This is a genomic window from Rhodococcus sp. AH-ZY2 (genome assembly GCF_030916465.1).
Lineage (GTDB): Bacteria > Actinomycetota > Actinomycetes > Mycobacteriales > Mycobacteriaceae > Rhodococcus > Rhodococcus ruber.
Window position 1 is genome coordinate 739,877 of record NZ_CP126458.1, and the last position, 18,952, is coordinate 758,828.

At 71.4% G+C, this 18,952-nt stretch carries 15 protein-coding genes; 10 read left to right on the forward strand and 5 right to left on the reverse strand.

What is annotated here, in order from left to right; all coding sequences use genetic code 11:
• The first annotated feature begins 107 nt into the window (after positions 1-107).
• Positions 108-923: an FAD:protein FMN transferase gene (locus tag QNA09_RS04445; protein ID WP_119699495.1), complete on the forward strand. Its 816-nt coding sequence runs from the start codon at positions 108-110 to the stop codon at positions 921-923.
• 87 nt (positions 924-1,010) lie between these two features.
• On the opposite strand, the gene pgi is transcribed toward QNA09_RS04445, so the two are convergent.
• Positions 1,011-2,645, reverse strand: a complete 1,635-nt coding sequence (gene pgi / locus QNA09_RS04450; RefSeq protein WP_119699496.1) for a glucose-6-phosphate isomerase — start codon at positions 2,643-2,645, stop codon at positions 1,011-1,013.
• Positions 2,646-2,724: 79 nt separating this feature from the next.
• On the opposite strand from pgi, the gene QNA09_RS04455 reads away from it, so the two are divergent.
• A complete protein-coding gene (locus QNA09_RS04455; protein ID WP_026137462.1) occupies positions 2,725-4,176 on the forward strand; it encodes an NAD-dependent succinate-semialdehyde dehydrogenase in 1,452 nt (483 codons plus the stop codon).
• Between the two features lie 133 nt (positions 4,177-4,309).
• Here the strand turns inward: QNA09_RS04455 and QNA09_RS04460 are convergent, their stop codons facing one another.
• Positions 4,310-4,618: a chorismate mutase gene (locus QNA09_RS04460; protein WP_003937752.1), complete on the reverse strand. Its 309-nt coding sequence runs from the start codon at positions 4,616-4,618 to the stop codon at positions 4,310-4,312.
• A gap of 289 nt (positions 4,619-4,907) precedes the next feature.
• Between QNA09_RS04460 and pcrA the strand changes: the two genes are divergently transcribed.
• The gene (gene pcrA, locus QNA09_RS04465) at positions 4,908-7,346 is read left to right on the forward strand and encodes a DNA helicase PcrA (RefSeq protein ID WP_162919283.1); all 2,439 of its coding nucleotides are present in this window, start codon (positions 4,908-4,910) and stop codon (positions 7,344-7,346) included.
• A gap of 64 nt (positions 7,347-7,410) precedes the next feature.
• Here the strand turns inward: pcrA and QNA09_RS04470 are convergent, their stop codons facing one another.
• The gene (locus QNA09_RS04470; protein ID WP_010593041.1) at positions 7,411-8,454 is read right to left on the reverse strand and encodes a M23 family metallopeptidase; all 1,044 of its coding nucleotides are present in this window, start codon (positions 8,452-8,454) and stop codon (positions 7,411-7,413) included.
• Positions 8,455-8,680: 226 nt separating this feature from the next.
• Between QNA09_RS04470 and QNA09_RS04475 the strand changes: the two genes are divergently transcribed.
• From QNA09_RS04475 to sucD, 3 genes are all read left to right on the forward strand, one after another.
• Positions 8,681-10,390, forward strand: a complete 1,710-nt coding sequence (locus QNA09_RS04475; RefSeq protein ID WP_010593040.1) for a hypothetical protein — start codon at positions 8,681-8,683, stop codon at positions 10,388-10,390.
• 143 nt (positions 10,391-10,533) lie between these two features.
• Positions 10,534-11,703, forward strand: coding sequence for an ADP-forming succinate--CoA ligase subunit beta (gene sucC, locus QNA09_RS04480; protein WP_010593039.1), 1,170 nt, complete (start codon positions 10,534-10,536; stop codon positions 11,701-11,703).
• 15 nt (positions 11,704-11,718) lie between these two features.
• The gene (gene sucD, locus QNA09_RS04485) at positions 11,719-12,621 is read left to right on the forward strand and encodes a succinate--CoA ligase subunit alpha (RefSeq protein WP_010593038.1); all 903 of its coding nucleotides are present in this window, start codon (positions 11,719-11,721) and stop codon (positions 12,619-12,621) included.
• Positions 12,622-12,702: 81 nt separating this feature from the next.
• Here sucD and QNA09_RS04490 read toward each other — a convergent pair whose 3' ends face one another.
• Positions 12,703-13,326: a YigZ family protein gene (locus tag QNA09_RS04490; protein ID WP_017679430.1), complete on the reverse strand. Its 624-nt coding sequence runs from the start codon at positions 13,324-13,326 to the stop codon at positions 12,703-12,705.
• 107 nt (positions 13,327-13,433) lie between these two features.
• On the opposite strand from QNA09_RS04490, the gene QNA09_RS04495 reads away from it, so the two are divergent.
• The 4 genes from QNA09_RS04495 (at position 13,434) to purH (ending at position 18,642) form a co-directional block, all read left to right on the forward strand.
• Positions 13,434-14,666 (forward strand): DUF5336 domain-containing protein, encoded by a 1,233-nt coding sequence (locus QNA09_RS04495; protein WP_248957468.1) that lies wholly within the window; start codon positions 13,434-13,436, stop codon positions 14,664-14,666.
• Between the two features lie 66 nt (positions 14,667-14,732).
• A complete protein-coding gene (locus QNA09_RS04500) occupies positions 14,733-16,388 on the forward strand; it encodes a DUF6350 family protein (RefSeq protein WP_119699499.1) in 1,656 nt (551 codons plus the stop codon).
• 54 nt (positions 16,389-16,442) lie between these two features.
• The gene (gene purN, locus QNA09_RS04505) at positions 16,443-17,090 is read left to right on the forward strand and encodes a phosphoribosylglycinamide formyltransferase (protein ID WP_082335532.1); all 648 of its coding nucleotides are present in this window, start codon (positions 16,443-16,445) and stop codon (positions 17,088-17,090) included.
• A complete protein-coding gene (gene purH, locus QNA09_RS04510) occupies positions 17,077-18,642 on the forward strand; it encodes a bifunctional phosphoribosylaminoimidazolecarboxamide formyltransferase/IMP cyclohydrolase (RefSeq protein WP_010593033.1) in 1,566 nt (521 codons plus the stop codon). The genes purN and purH overlap by 14 nt, the downstream gene beginning before the upstream one ends.
• A gap of 27 nt (positions 18,643-18,669) precedes the next feature.
• Here purH and QNA09_RS04515 read toward each other — a convergent pair whose 3' ends face one another.
• Positions 18,670-18,906: a hypothetical protein gene (locus QNA09_RS04515; RefSeq protein WP_006945013.1), complete on the reverse strand. Its 237-nt coding sequence runs from the start codon at positions 18,904-18,906 to the stop codon at positions 18,670-18,672.
• Positions 18,907-18,952: the final 46 nt, after the last annotated feature.

An 18,952-nucleotide genomic window follows, 5' to 3' on the forward strand; every position in this document is an offset into this window, starting at 1 on the left:
GCGGCGACCCTCACGCGAGCCGACGGGCGACGACCCACAGGGCATCCTGGAGGTCAGGGCATACTGGAGGTAACGACAACGATCGTCGAGCGAGCCCGGAGCCCCTCATGATCAGAAGCAGCGAATGGCGGGAATGGGGGGTCCCGGTGACGGTGGCCGTCACGGAGTACGCCGCCCTGGCGGAGGCCGAAACGCGGGTGCGTGCCGCGATCGCGGAATCCGAGGCGGCGTGCAACCCGCAGCGCGGCGACGCGGAGATCCACGAGGTCAACCTCGCCCAGGGCATTCCCGTCCAGGTCAGCCCGCGGCTGTCGGCGTTGCTGCGCTCGGCGCTCTGGGTCGCCCGGATGACCGACGGGACGGTGAGTCCCTTGGCGGCCGACGACGCAGGGATCGACGAGGACGCCACCCCGCCCATCCATCCGCTCCCCGATTACAGCGACATCCACCTCGACGGCGAGACCGTGCTGGCCCCGTTCGGCGTCAACCTCGACATCACCGAGACGGCCAGGGCCGACACCGCCGATCGGGCCGCCGCGACCGTGGCCCGCAGCCTCGAATGCGGTGTCCTGGTGCGGATGGGCGACGTGACGGCCACCGCCGGTCACAGTCCCGCCGGTGGGTGGCAGGTGTCCGTCCCCGGCGCCGGGACCGTCGAACTCCCGGCCGGAAGCGCCATAGCGACGCGCGTGCGCGACGACTCCGACGCAGAGCAGGACGGCGGAAAGGACGTCTCCGGACGGTGGGTGCAGGTCACCGTCATCGCCGAGGACGCGTTGTGGGCCGACGCCGCGGCCGCGGCAGCTCTGCGCCGCGGAGCGCCCGCGGTGCGGTGGCTCGAGCAGTACGACCTGGCCGCCCGCCTCGTCGACGGCGACCGGGTCCACACGACCCGCCGCTGGTCCCGCCCGCACGCCGCCTGAGCGGCAGAGCTTGCGCCCGAATCGGCGGGCTTGCCCCCGTTTCCGCAGTCGGAAACCGGTGCAAGCCCGCCACAACGGGTGTCTGCTCTAGTTCTTACGCCACCGCCGGATGGTGCGGACGAGGGTGTCGGTGGAGGTGTCGCCGGTGTCGGGGTCCGCCGCGCCGGTCAGGGCGGGTGTCAGTTGCAGGGCCTGGGTCTTGCCGAGTTCGACGCCCCACTGGTCGAACGAATCGATACCCCAGATCACCCCCTGGACGAACACCTGATGCTCGTACAGGGCGATCAACTGGCCCAGCGTCGCCGGCGTCAGCGCCGGGGCGAGCAGGGTGGTCGAGGGCCGGTTGCCGGGCATCACCTTGTGCGCCACCAGCGCCGGGTCGGTGCCGTCGGCGGCGACCTCGGCCGCGGTCTTGCCGAACGCGAGCACCTTGGCCTGGGCGAGCATGTTCGCCAGCAGCACCTGGTGCATGCTGCCGGTGCCGTCGATGGTGGGCAGATCCTCGAGCGCGGTGGCGAACCCGACGAAGTCGGCCGGGATCAGCCGGGTGCCCTGGTGCAGCAGCTGGAAGAACGCGTGCTGACCGTTCGTGCCCGGCTCACCCCAGAAGATCTCCCCGGTGTCGTGGTCGACGGGGCTGCCGTCGAGTCGCACCGACTTGCCGTTCGACTCCATGGTCAGCTGCTGCAGATACGCCGGCAGCCGCGCCAGGTCCTGGCTGTAGGGCAGCACTGCCCGCGTCTGCGCTCCCAGCACCGACGCGTACCACACCCCCAGCAGCCCGAGCAGCACCGGCGCGTTCGCCTCGAGCGGCGCGGTGGCGAAGTGCTCGTCGACGGTGTGCATCCCGGCCAGGAATTCGGCGAACCGCACCGGGCCGATCGCGCACATCACCGACAGGCCGATCGCCGAACCCACCGAGTACCGCCCACCCACCCAGTCCCAGAACCCGAACATGTTCGCCGGGTCGATACCGAACTCGGCGACCTTGGCGGCATTGGTGGACACCGCCACGAAGTGCGCCGCGACGGCGTCCTCGCCGAGGGCGGCGACCAGCCAGCGCCGCGCGGCGGTGGCGTTGGTGAGCGTTTCGATGGTGGTGAACGTCTTCGACGCCACCACGAACAGCGTCCGGGCCGGATCCAGGTCGGACAGCTGCGCGGTCAGATCCGCCGGATCGATGTTGGCGACGAACCGGGCGTCCGGGCCGTCGGCGTAGTGCCGCAACGCCCGCGCCACCATCGCTGGGCCCAGGTCCGAGCCGCCGATGCCGATGTTGATCACCGTGGTGATCGTCTCCCCGGTGGCGCCGCGCCAGGTGCCGGAGCGGACCTGCTCGGCGAAGCCGGCCATCGCGTCGAGCACGGTGTGGACGTCGGGGACCACGTCGGCGCCGTCCACGGGCAGCGTCGCCGACCGCGGCAGCCGCAGCGCGGTGTGCAGCACCGCCCGGTCCTCGGTGCTGTTGATGCGTTCCCCGGCGAGCATCGCGTCGCGGCGGGATTCGACCCCGGCGGCCCGGGCCAGATCCAGCAGCAACGCGACGGTGGTGTCGGTGATGCGGTGCTTGCTGTAGTCGATGTACCAGTCGCCCGCGGTCACCGACAACCGCTGCGCCCGACCCGGATCCGCCGCGAACAACCCTCGCAGATCCACCGCCTCGAGCTCCGAACGGTGCTGGGACAGCTGCTGCCACGGTGCGGTTCGAGTCACGTCGCTCATGAATTCAGAGCCTAGTGCGGGCCCGTAGTTACCGGCGGGTTCGGAACCCGCCCGGGTCCCGGAGCGCATGATGTGGGACATGGACACCGAAGAACTGATCCGGACCGTACCGACAGAACTGTTCCTCGGCGGGGAATGGGTGGCCGCCGAGAACGGCGCCACCTTCACCGTCCACGATCCCGCCACCGGCGACATCCTCACCGACGTCGCCGACGCGAGCCCCGCCGACGCCGTCCGCGCCCTCGACGCCGCGGTGGCCGCCCAGCACGAGTGGGCGGCGACCGCGCCGCGCGAGCGGGGTGAACTGCTGCGTTCGGTGTTCGCGAGGATCACCGAACGGGCCGAGGACTTCGCGCTCCTGATGACTCTCGAAATGGGCAAGGCCCTGCCGGAGAGCCGGGCCGAGGCCAAGTACGGGGCCGAGTTCTTCCGCTGGTTCGCCGAGGAGGCGGTGCGGATCTCGGGGCGCTACACGCACGCACCCGCCGGCAACGGACGGATCCTGGTGACCAAGCAAGCGGTGGGACCGTGCCTGGCGATCACGCCGTGGAACTTCCCGCTCGCGATGGGCACCCGCAAGATCGGTCCCGCCCTCGCCGCGGGCTGCACGATCCTGATGAAGCCCGCGTCGGAGACCCCCCTGACGATGCTGCTGCTCGCCCAGCTGTTCGCCGAGGCCGGGCTTCCGAAGGGGGTGCTGTCGGTGCTGCCGACCTCGCGTGCCGGCGCGGTCACCGGCCCGCTGATCGACGATCCCCGCCTGCGCAAGCTGACCTTCACCGGTTCCACCGAGGTGGGCCGGACCCTGTCCGAACGGGCCGGGAAGGCGATGCTGCGCACGTCGATGGAACTGGGTGGCAACGCGCCGTTCCTGGTGTTCGACGACGCCGACCTCGACGCCGCGGTGGAGGGAGCACTGGCCGCCAAGCTGCGCAACGGGGGCGAGGCGTGCACGGCCGCGAACCGCTTCCACGTCGCCAACCCGGTGCGGGAGGAGTTCGTGAAGAAGCTCACCGAGCGCATGGCGCAGTACCGGCTCGGGCCGGGTACCGACCCCGGCACCACGCTCGGTCCGCTGATCAACGCGGGCCAGCGGGAGACCGTCGGCACGCTGGTGCAGGACGCGGTCGCGGCCGGTGCGAGCGTGCGGCTCGGCGGGGACGTCCCCGACGGTCGGGGGTGGTTCTACCCCGCGACCGTGCTCGACGGAGTGACGGCCGACGCCCGGATCCTGCGCGAGGAGGTGTTCGGTCCCGTCGCCGCTGTGACCGGATTCGACACCGAGCAGGAGGCGATCGACGCGGCCAACGCCACCGAATACGGACTGGCCGCGTACATCTACACGCAGAACCTGGACCGGGCGCTGCGGGTGTCCGAGGCCCTCGAATCCGGCATGGTGGGCGTCAACCGGGGCGTGATCTCCGACGTCGCGGCGCCCTTCGGCGGCGTCAAGGCCTCCGGGCTGGGCCGCGAGGGCGGCAGCGAAGGCATCGAGGAGTACCTCGAGACGAAGTACATCGCGCTGCAGTGACCTGCGCGACGGCTACGCCCCCGACCGTCGCGTGCTCGGGGGCGTACCGGGGCCGGGGTGCCTCGGTGACCCCGGCGGCAGCCTCGGTGGGTCCAGGCGGCCGCGGCCTCGGTGGGTCCAGGCGGCCGCGGCCTCAGTGACCCAGGCGGCCGCGGCCGAGTCGCAGCAGCAGCATGGCCAGCGTGTGACCCTCCTGGCCCAGCTCGCTGAAGCGCTCGAGGACCTTCATCTCCCGGCTGTGGACCAGGCGGGTGCCGCCGGATGCCATCCGGGTCTGGCCGATGATGCGCGAGACCTCGGTGCGGCGCTTGACCGCCGCCAGGATCTCGGCGTCGAGCCGATCGATCTCCTTGCGGAGCTCGTCGATCTCCGCCTCGGTGGTGGGCAGGGCAGCATCGGATGCGCTGGCTCCGGAACCGGTGGCCTCGGTGTTGGTGCTCATGTCGTCTCCTCGCGTCAGCTCTGGGATCGCTTCGGATTCTGCGGGCGTTACCGGTCCGGCCGTCGGCTCGGGCTTCGGTGGCGCGGCAGCCGAAGCCTCGGGGTGCGGTCAGGCCTCGGTCATCGGCTCTCACACCGATGGCAGTGTCGCCGGTAGCGGCGACGTGGAGCACATGACATGACGTTCAGTTTGCCACCCGTCCCCGAACCGGCCAAGTAAGGCATACCTGTCGAATCGCCCCCGCCCGGCCGGCACGGCTGTCGGCGATCGCCGGTAGTTTGGTACCACGATGAACACTCCCGTTGCCTCCGGCCGTCCCGTCCCCGCCCCGAACCCGGGGGTGCGAGCGACGACCTCCGACGCTCTGCTCGAGGGCCTCAACCCACAGCAGCGGGAGGCGGTGACCCACACGGGTTCTCCGCTGCTCATCGTCGCGGGCGCCGGCTCGGGGAAGACGGCGGTGCTGACGCGGCGCATCGCGTACCTGCTGGGGGAGCGGAGGGTGACGCCGGGCCAGATCCTGGCCATCACGTTCACCAACAAGGCGGCCGCCGAGATGCGCGAGCGTGTCGCCCACCTGGTCGGCCCGCGGGCGAACAGCATGTGGGTGTCGACGTTCCACTCGAGCTGCGTGCGGATCCTGCGCGCGCAGTCGGCGCTGCTGTCGGGGATGAACTCGAACTTCACCATCTACGACGCCGACGACTCCCGGCGGCTGCTCACCATGATCGCCAAGGATCTCGACCTCGACGTCAAGCGGTACTCCGCGCGGCTGCTGGCTACGCACATCTCCAATCTCAAGAACGAGCTGATCGGTCCCGAGGAGGCCGCGGCCGCCGCGGATCGCGAGGCGGCGGACCTGCCGCGGATCGTCGCGACGGTCTACGCCCACTACCAGCAGCGGCTGCGCGCGGCCAACGCCTTCGACTTCGACGACCTGATCGGGGAGACGGTGGCGCTGTTGCAGGCGCATCCGCCGGTGGCGGAGTACTACCGCCGACGGTTCCGCCACGTTCTCGTCGACGAGTACCAGGACACCAACCACGCGCAGTACGTGCTCGTGCGCACGCTCGTCGGCGGGGCGGACGACACCGTGTCGGACGACGCGGTCGCGCCGGCGGAACTGTGTGTCGTCGGCGACGCCGACCAGTCCATCTACGCGTTCCGCGGCGCGACGATCCGCAACATCGAGGAGTTCGAACGCGACTATCCCGAGGCTCGCACGATCCTGCTCGAGCAGAACTACCGTTCCACCCAGACCATCCTCTCCGCGGCGAACGCGGTGATCGCCCGCAACACCGGGCGTCGGGAGAAACGGCTGTGGACTGACTCCGGTGCGGGGGAGCCGATCACCGGGTACGTCGCCGACAACGAGCACGACGAGGCGCAGTTCGTCGCCGTGGAGATCGACCGGCTCGTCGACGCCGGGGACGCGAAATTCGCCGACATCGCCGTCTTCTACCGCACCAACAACTCCTCGCGCGCCCTCGAGGACGTGTTCATCCGGCACGGCGTGCCCTACCGGGTGGTCGGCGGCGTGCGCTTCTACGAGCGCAAGGAGGTGCGGGACCTCGTCGCGTACCTGCGGGTGCTCGCGAACCCGGACGACACGGTCAGCCTGCGCCGGATCCTCAACACCCCCCGTCGCGGCATCGGCGACCGCGCCGAGGCCTGCGTGGCGGTGCACGCCGAACGCACGGGCGTCGGGTTCGGCCGGGCCCTGCGCGACGCCGCCGAGGGGACCGTGCCGCTGCTGAATTCCCGCTCGCAGAAGGCCGTCGCCGCGTTCGTCGACCTCATGGACGAACTACGGGCGATGCTCACCGAGACCGACGCCGACGGCAACGACCTCGTCGACATCGGCGACATCGTCGAAGCGGTGCTCGATCGCACCGGATATCGCGCCGAGCTCGAGGCCAGCGACGACCCGCAGGACGGCACGAGGCTCGACAACCTCAACGAGTTGGTCAGCGTCGCAAGAGAATTCTGTTCGGACGCGCGCAACGCCGCGGGTCTCGAGGACGAACGCGAGGTGCCGGAGGGGGAGCCCGAGCCCGGTTCCCTGGCGGCGTTCCTCGAGCGGGTGTCGCTGGTGGCCGACGCCGATCAGATCCCCGAGGAGGGCGACGGGGTCGTCACCCTGATGACGCTGCACACCGCCAAGGGGCTCGAATTCCCGGTGGTGTTCGTCACCGGGTGGGAGGACGGGCAGTTCCCGCACATGCGCGCTCTCGGCGACCCTGCCGAACTCTCGGAGGAACGGCGCCTGGCCTATGTCGGCCTCACCCGTGCGCGGCACCGCCTGTATCTGAGCCGCGCGGTGCTGCGCTCGGCCTGGGGGCAGCCCGTGACCAATCCGGAATCGCGTTTCCTCCAGGAGATCCCGCAGGAACTCGTGGAATGGCGCCGGGAGGATCCGGGGGTCGCCGGTGGGCACGCCATCGGTGCCGGGCGGGGCCGGAGCGGTTACGGCGGAATCGGTTCCGGCTTCGGGGGCGGGACTTCCCGGTTCGGCGGCGACCGGCCGTCGACGCCGAGTTCCGGGCGTTCGCGCAACAACCATCTCGTGCTCGCCGTCGGCGATCGGGTCAGCCACGACAAGTACGGCCTCGGCACGGTCCTCGAAACCCGCGGCTCCGGGCCGACCGCGACGGTGGTCGTCGACTTCGGCAGCGCCGGGAAGGTGCGGTTGATGCTCGTCGGCGGCGTGCCGATGGTCAAACTCTGAGCCGGACGCGATACGGGCCCCGCACCAGCCGGTGCGGGGCCCGTATCGCGAATGCGGTCGGCGGTCAGTCGTTCCGGATGCCGAGGGAGATGCCGCGAGTCGCGAGCCAGGGCAGCGGATCGATCTTGTCGATGCCGTTGAGGTGGACCTCGAAGTGCAGGTGCGGGCCGGTGGACTGGCCACGGTTGCCCATGGTGGCGATCTGGTCACCCGCCATGACCTGCTGACCGACGGTCACGAAGGACTGGTCGATGTGACCGTAGACGGTGACGGTGCCGTCGGCGTGGCGCAGACGCACCCACATGCCGAACCCGGACGCCGGACCGGAGTCGATGACGGTGCCGTCGGCGACCGCGAGGATCGGGGTTCCGATGGGACCGGCGATGTCCACACCGGCGTGCAGGGTTCCCCAGCGGGCGCCGTAGCTGGAGGTGAAGACGCCCGCGGCCGGCAGGACGAACAGGGGGCGACGGGCGGCGGCCTCGCGGGCGGCGCGCTCCTCGCTGAAGCGCTGGCCCTTGGCGAGCAGATTGGAGAACTGGGACAGGTCGTTCGGGTCCGCGATGTTGAGGACCTGAGGGGCCTGGGAGGGAGTCGCGCTCTCGGACTCGGTCTCCGCGGCGAACTGGGCGGCCTGCGGCACCGCGGTGGCGGTGATGACGTTCGAGCCGGTGGTGTCGGCGGCGAGGGCGACCTCGGAATGCTCGGAGTTCTGAGCGGGGCCGCTGGTGGCGGCCTGACCCGCGGCGACGACGGCGCCGGCGGCGACCGCGAGGACCGCGGCACGGCCCTTGAGGGCGGCGGGCGGAGTGGGAACGCGGTGGGCGCCGCCGCGACGAGGCGGGGCGGCCGGATCACCGTCGGACACTGCGGGGGCGGTGAGCGGGCGGGCCGGCTCGTCGCCGTAGAATTCGTACTGCTCGGTGGTGCTGGTGTTACGGAAATTCACAATGCTCGAGACGTCCGGATCGTCCGCAGGGCCCTCGTCGAAGTAGTGCTCGTGCGGCTGCCAGTGGCCCGGGTAGAGGCGGTCGGTCGCCCCTGCGAAGTCGATATCGTCGAACTCGCTGTCGGGACGGCTGTCGGCGCGGGGAGTGCAAGTGTGCATCGACTGCCGTCCTCCGTTCGTGACCTGACCGTTACTCGGACCGAAGCGACGGTAACGAAACGATCGCAAGCGTGGCAACCTAAACGGGCAGGAAATCGGACCTTGTGACCGGCATCACAGTTTGAGCTGGGCAAATCTGGAAACATTTCCCTGGTTACGGGGCGATACCGAAGACTTACGGTGTGTCACGCCGGGATGTACCGGAAGGCCGTCGTAGCGTCGGATCGTGCCGAGCCGCCCGCCCGTACTTCTCGCTGCGCTCGTCCTGGCCGCGCTCGGAGCCACCGCGGTGGCGGTCGCGCCGCTCCTGCCCGTGGTCCGTGCCGACACGGGACCGGTCGGCGCCGCCTCGGGCGCCGCGTCCCTCGTCGCTGCCGTCGTCGCGCTCGCGGTTCCCGCCGGTGCGGTGAGTCTTGCCCGCCGGCGCGGCCCCCTCCCCGCCGTCCGGGCCGCCGCGCTTCTCGCTGGAGCGGGGTTCGTCGCACTCGGCGCGGCCCTGCTCGACGTCGCGCTGTTCACCGACGCCCTCGACGCGGACCGCCTCGAGCTGTTCCGGCCCGTCACCGCCGCGGGACTCGCGGCAGGTCCCGGCGCGGGCGTCGTCCTCGCCGGTCATCTCGCCTCGGTCCTCGCCGGGGCCCTCGGAGCCGTCGCGGTCCGGCAACTGGAAGCCGAGCCCGACGCCCACCTCCCCGGCGAGGACCGGCCCGCGGTTGCCCGCACCGGGGCTCCGGCGGCGGCCGGTGTGGCGGGAGCTGCACTTGCCGCGGCCGGTGCGCTGCTCGCCCCGCCCTTCGTGTCGAACGACCCGGTCCTGCTCGGTTCCGGCGTCCTCGACGCCACGCCGGCTGCGGCGATCGGCGCCCTGGTGGCGGCGGTCGCGGTGCTGCTGGCGGCGACGTGGGCGCTGGTGACCTCGTCGTCGGCCGCCGCAGCCGGGGCGTTGGCCGGTGCGGGGCTCGGTGCGCTGGGCATCCTGGGGCCCCGGCTGGCGGCGGGACTGAGCGGTGCGCGGCTGACGCCGTCGTCCGCGGCCGCCGTCGGCGTGCTCGCTGCCGTCCTGCTCGTCGCGGCCGCGGCCGCGCTGCCCCGGCTCGTCGCACGGTCCGATCACGCCGCCGGGCCGGTGCCCAGGGTGCTGCCGTCCGCTCCCGCGGCGCGGCATCGGCAGGCGGGTGTCGCGGGGCTCGTCACCGGCGCCGTCGCGACAGTGGGTTCGCTGCTGCCGGCGCTGTCGGTGCCCGCCGGTGCGGCGCCCGAACTGCCTGCCGCCCGCATGCTGTTCGCCGCGGGTCTGCTCGTGCTGGCACTGAGCGTGTGGCTGCTGCTCTCCGAGTTCGCTGCTCCGCTGCGACCCGCCGTCGTGGTGCCGGCCGCCGGGGTGGTCACCGCCGCCGGGGCGGTGCTGCAGTCCTGGGTGCTCGCCGCGGGCCTGCCCGGTGTCGGCGCCGGGCCGGGCACCTGGCTGGCCGGGGCCGCCATCCTGGGGGCGGCGGTGACGGGCGTGTTCGTCGTCCTCGCGGGAGGTGCGGAACGCGACGGCATCGACACCTCCGTCGAACGGATCGCCGGGCCCGTCGCGCGCACGGTGGGCGCGGCGGCGGCGCTCACTGCCGGTGCCGGGGTGCTGCTGCCGTTGCAGCCCGGCGCCGGCTCGGTGCTGAGCTACCCCTGGGGGTACGACGTGTGGGGGCGGGCGGTGCTCGCCGTCGCGGTGGTCGCCGCGGTGCTGGTCGCAGCGCGTGCGCGGCCGGCCCGCGGCAGTGTGCTGTTGCTCGGTGCGGCGGCCTCGGTGGCCCTGTACGCGGCCTCGTGGGTGCTCGTACGGACCCCGGAGCAGGAGCCGGTGAACGGAGTCCTCACGCTGCCTGCAATCCTGGGGGTGGTGCTCCTCCTGGCTGCGGCGTGGCTCACAATCCGGGAGGAAAATCCGTGAGGTACCCCTCGGGGCCCCACTCCGGTGACATGCGACACATACCAGGAGTGCGGGCGTTTGGTGGGACTTCCGACTAGTTACAGTCCGAACGGACCCGCTCATACCCCTCGAGCGGGCGTCAACGCAGACGAGACGGTGAGCAGATGGATCTCTTCGAATACCAGGCGAAGGAACTCTTCGCCAAGCATGGTGTGCCGACGTCGCTGGGTCGTGTGACCGACACGGCCGACGATGCCAAGGCTATCGCCGAGGAAATCGGTAAGCCTGTGATGGTCAAGGCCCAGGTCAAGACCGGTGGTCGTGGCAAGGCCGGCGGCGTGAAGTACGCCGCCACCCCCGAGGATGCGAAGACCCACGCCGAGAACATCCTCGGCCTCGACATCAAGGGTCACATCGTCAAGAAGCTGCTGGTCGCCGAGGCCAGCGACATCGCGGAGGAGTACTACATCTCCTTCCTGCTCGACCGTGCCAACCGCACCTACCTGGCCATGTGCTCGGTCGAGGGCGGCATGGAGATCGAAGAGGTCGCGGCAACCAAGCCCGAGCGTCTCGCCAAGGTGTCCGTGGACGCCGTCAAGGGTGTCGACCTCGCGTTCGCGCGCAGCATCGCCGAGCAGGGCCACCTGCCCGCCGAGGTGCTCGACGCCGCGGCCGTGACCATCCAGAAGCTGTGGGAGGTCTTCGTCGCCGAGGACGCCACCCTGGTCGAGGTCAACCCCCTCGTGCGTACCCCCGACGATCAGATCCTCGCCCTGGACGGCAAGGTCACCATCGACGAGAACGCGGGCTTCCGTCACCCCGAGCACGCCGAGCTCGAGGACAAGGACTCCACCGATCCGCTCGAGGCCAAGGCCAAGGAGCACGACCTGAACTACGTCAAGCTCGACGGTCAGGTCGGCATCATCGGCAACGGCGCGGGTCTGGTCATGTCGACCCTCGACGTCGTCGCGTACGCCGGTGAGAAGCACGGCGGCGTCAAGCCCGCCAACTTCCTCGACATCGGCGGTGGCGCCTCGGCCGAGGTCATGGCCGCCGGCCTGGACGTGATCCTGAACGACTCCCAGGTCCAGAGCGTGTTCGTCAACGTGTTCGGTGGCATCACCGCGTGCGACGCCGTCGCCAACGGCATCGTCAAGGCGCTCGAGATCCTCGGCGACGAGGCCAACAAGCCGCTGGTCGTCCGTCTGGACGGCAACAATGTCGAGGCCGGCCGCAAGATCCTGGCCGACGCCAACCACCCGCTGGTCACGCTGGTCGGAACCATGGACGAGGCCGCTGACAAGGCCGCCGAGCTGGCGTACGCCGCGAAGTAAGGACACACGGAGAACATGTCTATCTTCCTCAACAAGGACTCGAAGGTCATCGTCCAGGGCATCACCGGCGGCGAGGGCACCAAGCACACCGCCCTGATGCTCAAGGCCGGGACCCAGGTCGTCGGCGGCGTCAACGCCCGTAAGGCCGGCACCACGGTGTCCCACACCGCGGCCGACGGTTCCGCCGTCGAGCTGCCCGTCTTCGGCACCGTCGCCGAGGCGATGAAGGAGACCGGCGCGGACGTCTCGATCGCGTTCGTTCCCCCCAAGTTCGCCAAGGACGCCATCATCGAGGCCATCGACGCGGAGATCCCGCTGCTCGTGGTCATCACCGAGGGCATCCCGGTGCAGGACACCGCGTACGCGTGGGCCTACAACGTCGAGAAGGGCAGCAAGACCCGGATCATCGGCCCCAACTGCCCCGGCATCATCACCCCCGGCGAGTCGCTGGTCGGCATCACCCCGGCCAACATCTCCGGCAAGGGCCCGGTCGGCCTGGTGTCGAAGTCCGGCACGCTGACCTACCAGATGATGTTCGAGCTGCGTGACTTCGGCTTCTCGACCGCCATCGGCATCGGCGGCGACCCGGTCATCGGCACCACCCACATCGACGCCATCGAGGCGTTCGAGAAGGATCCCGAGACCAAGCTCATCGTCATGATCGGCGAGATCGGCGGCGACGCCGAGGAGCGCGCGGCCGACTACATCAAGGCGAACGTGACCAAGCCGGTCGTCGGCTACGTCGCCGGGTTCACCGCTCCCGAGGGCAAGACCATGGGCCACGCCGGCGCCATCGTCTCCGGCTCCTCGGGCACCGCGCAGGCCAAGAAGGACGCCCTCGAGGCGGCCGGCGTGAAGGTCGGCAAGACGCCGTCCGAGACCGCCGCTCTCGCGCGCGAGATCCTGCAGTCGCTCTAGAACAGAGCGGAGCGGCTTCGCCGCCGGTGTGTCCTTTGGGCGGTCCAGGCAGCCCAAAGGACACACCGGCGGCTCCGCTGCCTACCCGTCGACCCATTCGGTGCCGACGGGCACGAGTTCCCCCGCACCGGCCGTCACCGACGCCACCACGCTCTGTAGGTCGGTCGCATCCCGCGCCGCGACGGTGAAGACGACACGCTCCGTGTAGGACACGTCGAGCACGCTCACTCCGCGGCCCCGTAGTTCCGACTCCACGCGTCCGGCATCACCGTGCCCCACCGCCAGCGTGAACACCTCCCGCCGCTCCCGCGGCACCAGCGTCGCCGCGTCGACCGCAACCGCCACCGCACCCGAATACGCTCGGACCAGTCCGCCCGCGCCGAGCTTGATGCCCCCGAACCATCGGGTGACCACCACCGCGACGTTCACCAGGTCGCGGTGGTGCAGCACCTGCAGCATCGGCACCCCGGCCGTGCCACCCGGCTCCCCGTCGTCGCTCGACCGCTCCGCCCGGTGCGCCGGCTCGTCGCCCACCACGAAGGCCCAGCAATGATGCCGCGCATCGGGATACAGCCGCCGCTGTTCCTCGACGAAGGCGAGCGCGGCGGTGTCCGAGTCGACGCGGCGCAGCACGGCGAGGAAGCGGGAGTGCTTGATCTCCGTCTCGGCGACGACGTCCGGTCCGGGCTCGAGGGTGCTGGGCATGGGCACATTCTCGCCGGTGGGGATTCGCCGGATTCGCGGGACTCCTGCCGCCCACGGTGATCGTGCCTAGGCTGGTCGCAGAGCAGCCGACGACATCAGGAGGAGCGATGACCTACCCAGCAGGCTCGGGAACGGGCCGGTCCGACAACCCGGCAGGCCCCTCGGGGTCGTCGACCGGGGCAGGACCCGGGTCCGCCGCCCGCGGCGTCTCCGACAAGGTGGTGCCGCTGCTCCTGCCGATCGCCGTCGCGGTGCTGGCGGTGCTGAACTTCCTGCTCGGCCTGGCGCCGTACGTGCGCATCTCCTTCGGCACCCAGGTCGCGCTGTCGTCGTTCGACTTCGGGTTCGCGGTCGTCCCGCTGGCCTTCCTGCTCTTCGGCGGCGCGGCCGCTGCGCTGTCGCTGCTGCCGGGTCAGGACCTGCGCTCCGTCGCGGTGGCGGCCTCCGCGGTCGGCTTCGTGGTGTCGCTGTTCCAGCTCTTCCACCTCCCGGACGACACCGGCATCTCCTGGGGTGGGGTGTCGATCCTCGTCCTCGGTTTCCTGCAGACCGCGCTCGCGCTCATGGCGCTGCTCTTCGGGATCGGGATTTTGGTGCCCGGCCAGCGTCGTTCGCCCGCGCAGTCGTTCGGCGGCCAGGGCGGCGGCCAGGGTTACGGCGGGCAGGGTTACGGAGCGCAGGGTGCCGGAGCGCAGGGCTACGGTGCGCAGGGCTACGGTGCGCAGGGTGCCGGTGGGGGGCAGGGTTACGCTCCCGGCGCGACGGCGAGCGGATACGGAACGCCGGGCTCCGGGTACCCTTCCGGATCCTCGGCCTACCCCTCCGGGACCTCGGCCTACCCGTCCGGGACCTCGGCGCAGTACCCCGGCTACCAGCAGGCGCAGTACCCCTCGGGTCAGTACCCGTCCGGTCAGTACCCGTCGGGCCAGTACCCGTCGGGCCAGTACCCCTCCGGCCAGTACGCCGGGGGCCAGTACCCCGGCACCCAGTACTCGGGGGCGCAGCCGCGCGAGCACTACCCCAGCCCGGACGCCGGCGCCCAGACCGAACACCTGAGCCAGCCGCTGCGCGTCGACCGGCAGCATTCCGAGGGCCAGCACCCCGGACAGCAGGCCTACACCCCGACGGGCGCGCAGGCGCCGTACGGTGCGGGGACTCCGGGTCCCGCCGGTCGGACGGGCGAGTCTGCCGGCGGCGACGTCGACGAGCCGACGGTGCTCGCCCCCCGGGACGCAGACTCCGAGCGGGAGGCCACCGGCCGTTCCTCGGAGGGGGACACCGAGCGGACGTCGGATCCGGCGCCGACGCAGGCGTTCCGTCCCGGCGACGAACCGCGGTGAGGGCTCCCGCACATGCTGCGGCGCGCCTGACCGTCCCGATCGTCGCCGGGTGACACTCTCGACACGATGACCTCGACGCTAGGCCGGTCCGACCGGCACACGACCCCGGAAGGCACCCCGGTCGAACCGGAGCAGTTGCGGATCCTGCTCGGCACGGCGGCCAAGGTGCCGGCGGTGACCCTCGCGTTGATCGCCACGCTGGTGGTGACCACGATGGTGGCCGCGAGCAGCGACCTGACCGGCATCTACGCGGCCATCGCGGGCAGCTGGCTGGCCCTGCACCAGGTGACATTGACGATCGACGGGGTACCGCTGGGGGTGCTGCCGTTGCTGCCGACAGCGGTGCTGGTGTGGCTGACCGCTCGGGCCGCACGGTCGGCCACCGACGGTGTCGTCGCCCTCGGTGGCCGTCCGCTCGATCGCCGGAACGCCTCGCGCATCGCGGCGGCCACCCTCGCCGGTCCGACGGTGATCACGGTGGCGGCACTGATCGTGATCCAGGATGCGGCAAGTGTCCTGCCTGTCGTCACCCCCAATCCCGCGTCCGCGCTGGCGTGGGTGACCGCGCTGTACCTGGTCGGGGCCGGGCTCGGCATCGGTTCCCGGACGTGGCGGCCGCTGGCGTCCCGCTACGGCGTGCCGAACTGGCTGGTCGCCGCCGTGCGTCCCGCGGCCCGGACGGTGCTGGGGATGTTCGCCGCGGGCGGGGTGGTGACCGTGCTCGCGCTGCTGTGGTCGTGGACCGTGGTCGGTGACCTGATCGGCCGCGGCGGGGGAGCGGTCGGCGCCCTCGGGCTGACGGTGTTGTCGGTGCTGTACCTGCCCAACGTGCTGATCGGGGCCGCCGCCGTGGTGACCGGCAGCACGGTGCAGTTCGGCGACGTGCGCCTGAGCCTGTTCGAGGCGACCGGCGGGGACCTGCCTGCCCTGCCGGTGCTTGCCGTGATCCCACCGGGACCGGCCGCGCCGTTCTGGCCCGTGCTGCTCGCCGTCCCCGCGACGGTGGGCGCGCTGCTCGGGCGGTACGTCGCCCGGTGCCACCTCGAGGCACGCGCCCGAGGGGAACGCGTGTCGTCCACCGACGCCGCCCTCACGGTGGTTGCTGCGGCGGCGCTCGCCGGTGCGACGACCGCGCTGGCCACGTGGGCTGCCGGTGGCCCGCTGGGGGTCTTCGGTGTGGTCGGCGGAAACTGGTGGCTGGCCGGGGTGCTGGTATTCGCGTGGACGGGACTGCTCGGCCTCGTCACCTCGCAGCTGTTGCTGTGGCGCGAGCACCGCCTGGCTGCGGTGGAAGCCGCCCGGCAGTCGGCCGCCGAGGAGAAGCTCACCGATGACGAGGTCGCCGGAGAGCAGCTCGCCGACGAGGAGCTCGGCGACGAGGCGGCCGAGGGCCCCGGCGACGAGCCGGACGAGAACCCCGACGACGACGTCCGGGAGCTCGAGGCGGCACCGGCCGCCGACGTGCTCGACGCCGAGATCGTCGAGGACGACCCCTCGGCCGCCGACGATGCGGCCGTCGCCGCGGACCCGGACACCGAGGACCCGGACACCGAGGACCCGGACACCGCGGACCCCGTGGCCGAACGTACGGACGTCGTCGACGCGGCGATCGAGGACGCGGCCGACGAGCCGGCCCGGCCCGGCGAGAGGGACCGGGATGCCGGCGCGCCACCGGAGCCCAACGGCGACCTGCCGGAGGGTGCCACACCCCCCAAGGGCTAGGCTCTACCCGGCCGAGCCTCCGGCCGACCCCTCTCGAGTTCCAGGAGTAGAGCGCTGACTGCCTCGCGTGACCAGCTGCCGCCCACTGCGCCGGCACGGGTCGTCGTCCTCGCTTCGGGCACCGGCAGCCTGCTGCGGTCGCTGATCGACGCGACGCACACGGACGGATATCCCGCCCGGATCGTCGCCGTCGGAGTGGACCGCGAGTGTGCCGCCGAGGGGCATGCGGAGGCCGCCGGTATTCCCCACGTCCGCGTCGCGCTGCGCGAGCACCCGGACCGGGCCGCGTGGGACCGCGCCCTGACCGACGCCGTCGCTGCGCACGAGCCGGACCTGGTGGTCTCGGCCGGTTTCATGAAGATCCTGGGGCCGGTCTTCCTGGACCGGTTCGGGGGCCGCATCGTCAACACCCATCCGGCGCTGCTGCCCGCGTTCCCCGGCGCACACGCCGTGCCGGACGCCCTCGCCTACGGGGTGAAGGTCACCGGCTCGACCGTGCACCTGGTCGACGCGGGTGTCGACACCGGTCCCATCCTGGCGCAGGAACCCGTGCCGGTCCTCGACGACGACGACGAGGCCACCCTGCACGAACGCATCAAGGTTGTGGAGCGACGACTGCTGGCCGACGTGGTCGCCGCCGTCGCCACCCGTGGAGTTGTATCCGATGGACGAAAGGCCGTGATCCCCAGTGACCGAACGTAAGGCTGTGCGACGCGCACTCGTCAGCGTCTACGACAAGACCGGTTTGGTCGAACTGGCGACGGGCCTGCACGAGGCGGGTGTCGCGCTGGTCTCCACCGGGTCCACGGCGGCCACCATCGCCGGCGCCGGAATCCCCGTCACCAAGGTGGAGGACCTCACCGGATTCCCCGAATGTCTCGAGGGCCGGGTCAAGACGCTGCACCCGCGGGTGCACGCCGGCATCCTCGCCGACACGCGCAAGCAGGATCATCTCGATCAGCTCGCCGAACTCGGTGTCGAGGCGTTCGAACTGGTCGTGGTGAACCTGTACCCGTTCACGCAGACCGTCGCCTCCGGCGCCACCGCCGACGAGTGCGTCGAGCAGATCGACATCGGCGGCCCGTCCATGGTGCGTGCCGCCGCGAAGAACCACCCGTCGGTCGCGGTGGTCGTCGACCCGGCCCGCTACGACGACGTGCTCGACGCCGTCAAGGGCGGCGGTTTCACCCTGTCTCAGCGCAAAGCCCTTGCCGCCCAGGCATTCCAGCACACCGCCGCCTACGACGTGGCGGTGGCGAGCTGGATGAACGCCGGCTACGCCGCCGGGGAGTCCGACACCGCCGAGCAGTTCCCGGCGTGGGCCGGTGCGACGTGGGAGCGCGCGGCCGTGCTGCGCTACGGCGAGAACCCGCACCAGGCGGCGGCGCTGTACGTGAACGAGGCGGGCGAGCCGGGTCTGGCGCGGGCCGAGCAGTTCCACGGCAAGGAGATGTCGTACAACAACTATCAGGACGCCGACGCGGCCTGGCGCGCCGCACACGACCACGACCGGCCGTGCGTCGCGATCATCAAGCACGCCAACCCGTGTGGGATCGCGGTCGCGGAGTCCGTCGCCGAGGCGCACCGCAAGGCACACGAGTGCGATCCGGTGAGTGCGTTCGGCGGCGTGATCGCCGTCAACCGTGAAGTGAGCGTGGCGATGGCCGAGCAGGTCGCCGAGATCTTCACCGAGGTGATCATCGCCCCCGGCTACGCGGACGGCGCGGTCGAGGTGCTCAGCCGCAAGAAGAACATCCGCATTCTGCGGGCCGACTCGCCGCAGGCGGCGCAGATCGAACTGCGGCAGATCTCCGGCGGAATGCTGCTGCAGGAGCGCGACACCCTCACCGCGCCGGGCGATTCGGCCGCGAACTGGGAGCTGGCCTGCGGCGAGGCCGCCGACGCCGAGACCCTCGCGGATCTCGAGTTCGCGTGGCGTGCCTGCCGGGCCGTGAAGTCCAACGCGATCCTGCTCGCCGCGGGCGGCGCCACCGTCGGTGTCGGCATGGGGCAGGTCAATCGTGTGGACTCCGCCCGGCTCGCGGTCTCCCGCGCCGGGGACCGGGTCGTCGGATCCGTCGCCGCATCCGACGCGTTCTTCCCGTTCGCGGACGGCCTGCAGGTGCTCACCGAGGCCGGTGTCCGGGCCGTCGTGCAGCCGGGCGGTTCGGTGCGCGACAACGAGGTCATCGAGGCCGCTCGCGAGGCCGGCGTGACCCTGTACCTCACCGGCGCACGCCACTTCGCGCACTGAGCGACGCCGGCCGCCCGCACGCGCCGGTCAGGCCGCGTGCGGGTGCCCGGTCGCCGGGCGGGTCACCGTCCGCGGCGCGGCGTCGCGGGCGTCGGAGATGACCAGCCGGGCGGCACCGCGGTCGAGCAGTTCGCGGATGAGGTCCGCAGCGGCCGCAGCCTGTTCGGTGCCGACGTGGCTCAGGTCGATCGTGATCGCGTGACCGGTGAGATCGTCGGGCAGGTCCTTGGGGACGGCGCCGGTGGCGCCGAGTCGCAGTTTCATCGTGTTCTCCTCTTACTGGACAAGATCGGTATGCGGGGAAAAGAAA

Excerpts from the sequence above, each read along its gene's own strand:
- QNA09_RS04445 (WP_119699495.1), top strand. The coding sequence starts at position 108 with ATGATCAGAAGCAGCGAATGGCGGGAATGGGGGGTCCCGGTGACGGTG.
- pgi (WP_119699496.1), bottom strand. The coding sequence starts at position 2,645 with ATGAGCGACGTGACTCGAACCGCACCGTGGCAGCAGCTGTCCCAGCAC.
- QNA09_RS04455 (WP_026137462.1), top strand. The coding sequence starts at position 2,725 with ATGGACACCGAAGAACTGATCCGGACCGTACCGACAGAACTGTTCCTC.
- QNA09_RS04460 (WP_003937752.1), bottom strand. The coding sequence starts at position 4,618 with ATGAGCACCAACACCGAGGCCACCGGTTCCGGAGCCAGCGCATCCGAT.
- pcrA (WP_162919283.1), top strand. The coding sequence starts at position 4,908 with ATGAACACTCCCGTTGCCTCCGGCCGTCCCGTCCCCGCCCCGAACCCG.
- QNA09_RS04470 (WP_010593041.1), bottom strand. The coding sequence starts at position 8,454 with ATGCACACTTGCACTCCCCGCGCCGACAGCCGTCCCGACAGCGAGTTC.
- sucC (WP_010593039.1), top strand. The coding sequence starts at position 10,534 with ATGGATCTCTTCGAATACCAGGCGAAGGAACTCTTCGCCAAGCATGGT.
- sucD (WP_010593038.1), top strand. The coding sequence starts at position 11,719 with ATGTCTATCTTCCTCAACAAGGACTCGAAGGTCATCGTCCAGGGCATC.
- QNA09_RS04490 (WP_017679430.1), bottom strand. The coding sequence starts at position 13,326 with ATGCCCAGCACCCTCGAGCCCGGACCGGACGTCGTCGCCGAGACGGAG.
- QNA09_RS04495 (WP_248957468.1), top strand. The coding sequence starts at position 13,434 with ATGACCTACCCAGCAGGCTCGGGAACGGGCCGGTCCGACAACCCGGCA.
- QNA09_RS04500 (WP_119699499.1), top strand. The coding sequence starts at position 14,733 with ATGACCTCGACGCTAGGCCGGTCCGACCGGCACACGACCCCGGAAGGC.
- QNA09_RS04515 (WP_006945013.1), bottom strand. The coding sequence starts at position 18,906 with ATGAAACTGCGACTCGGCGCCACCGGCGCCGTCCCCAAGGACCTGCCC.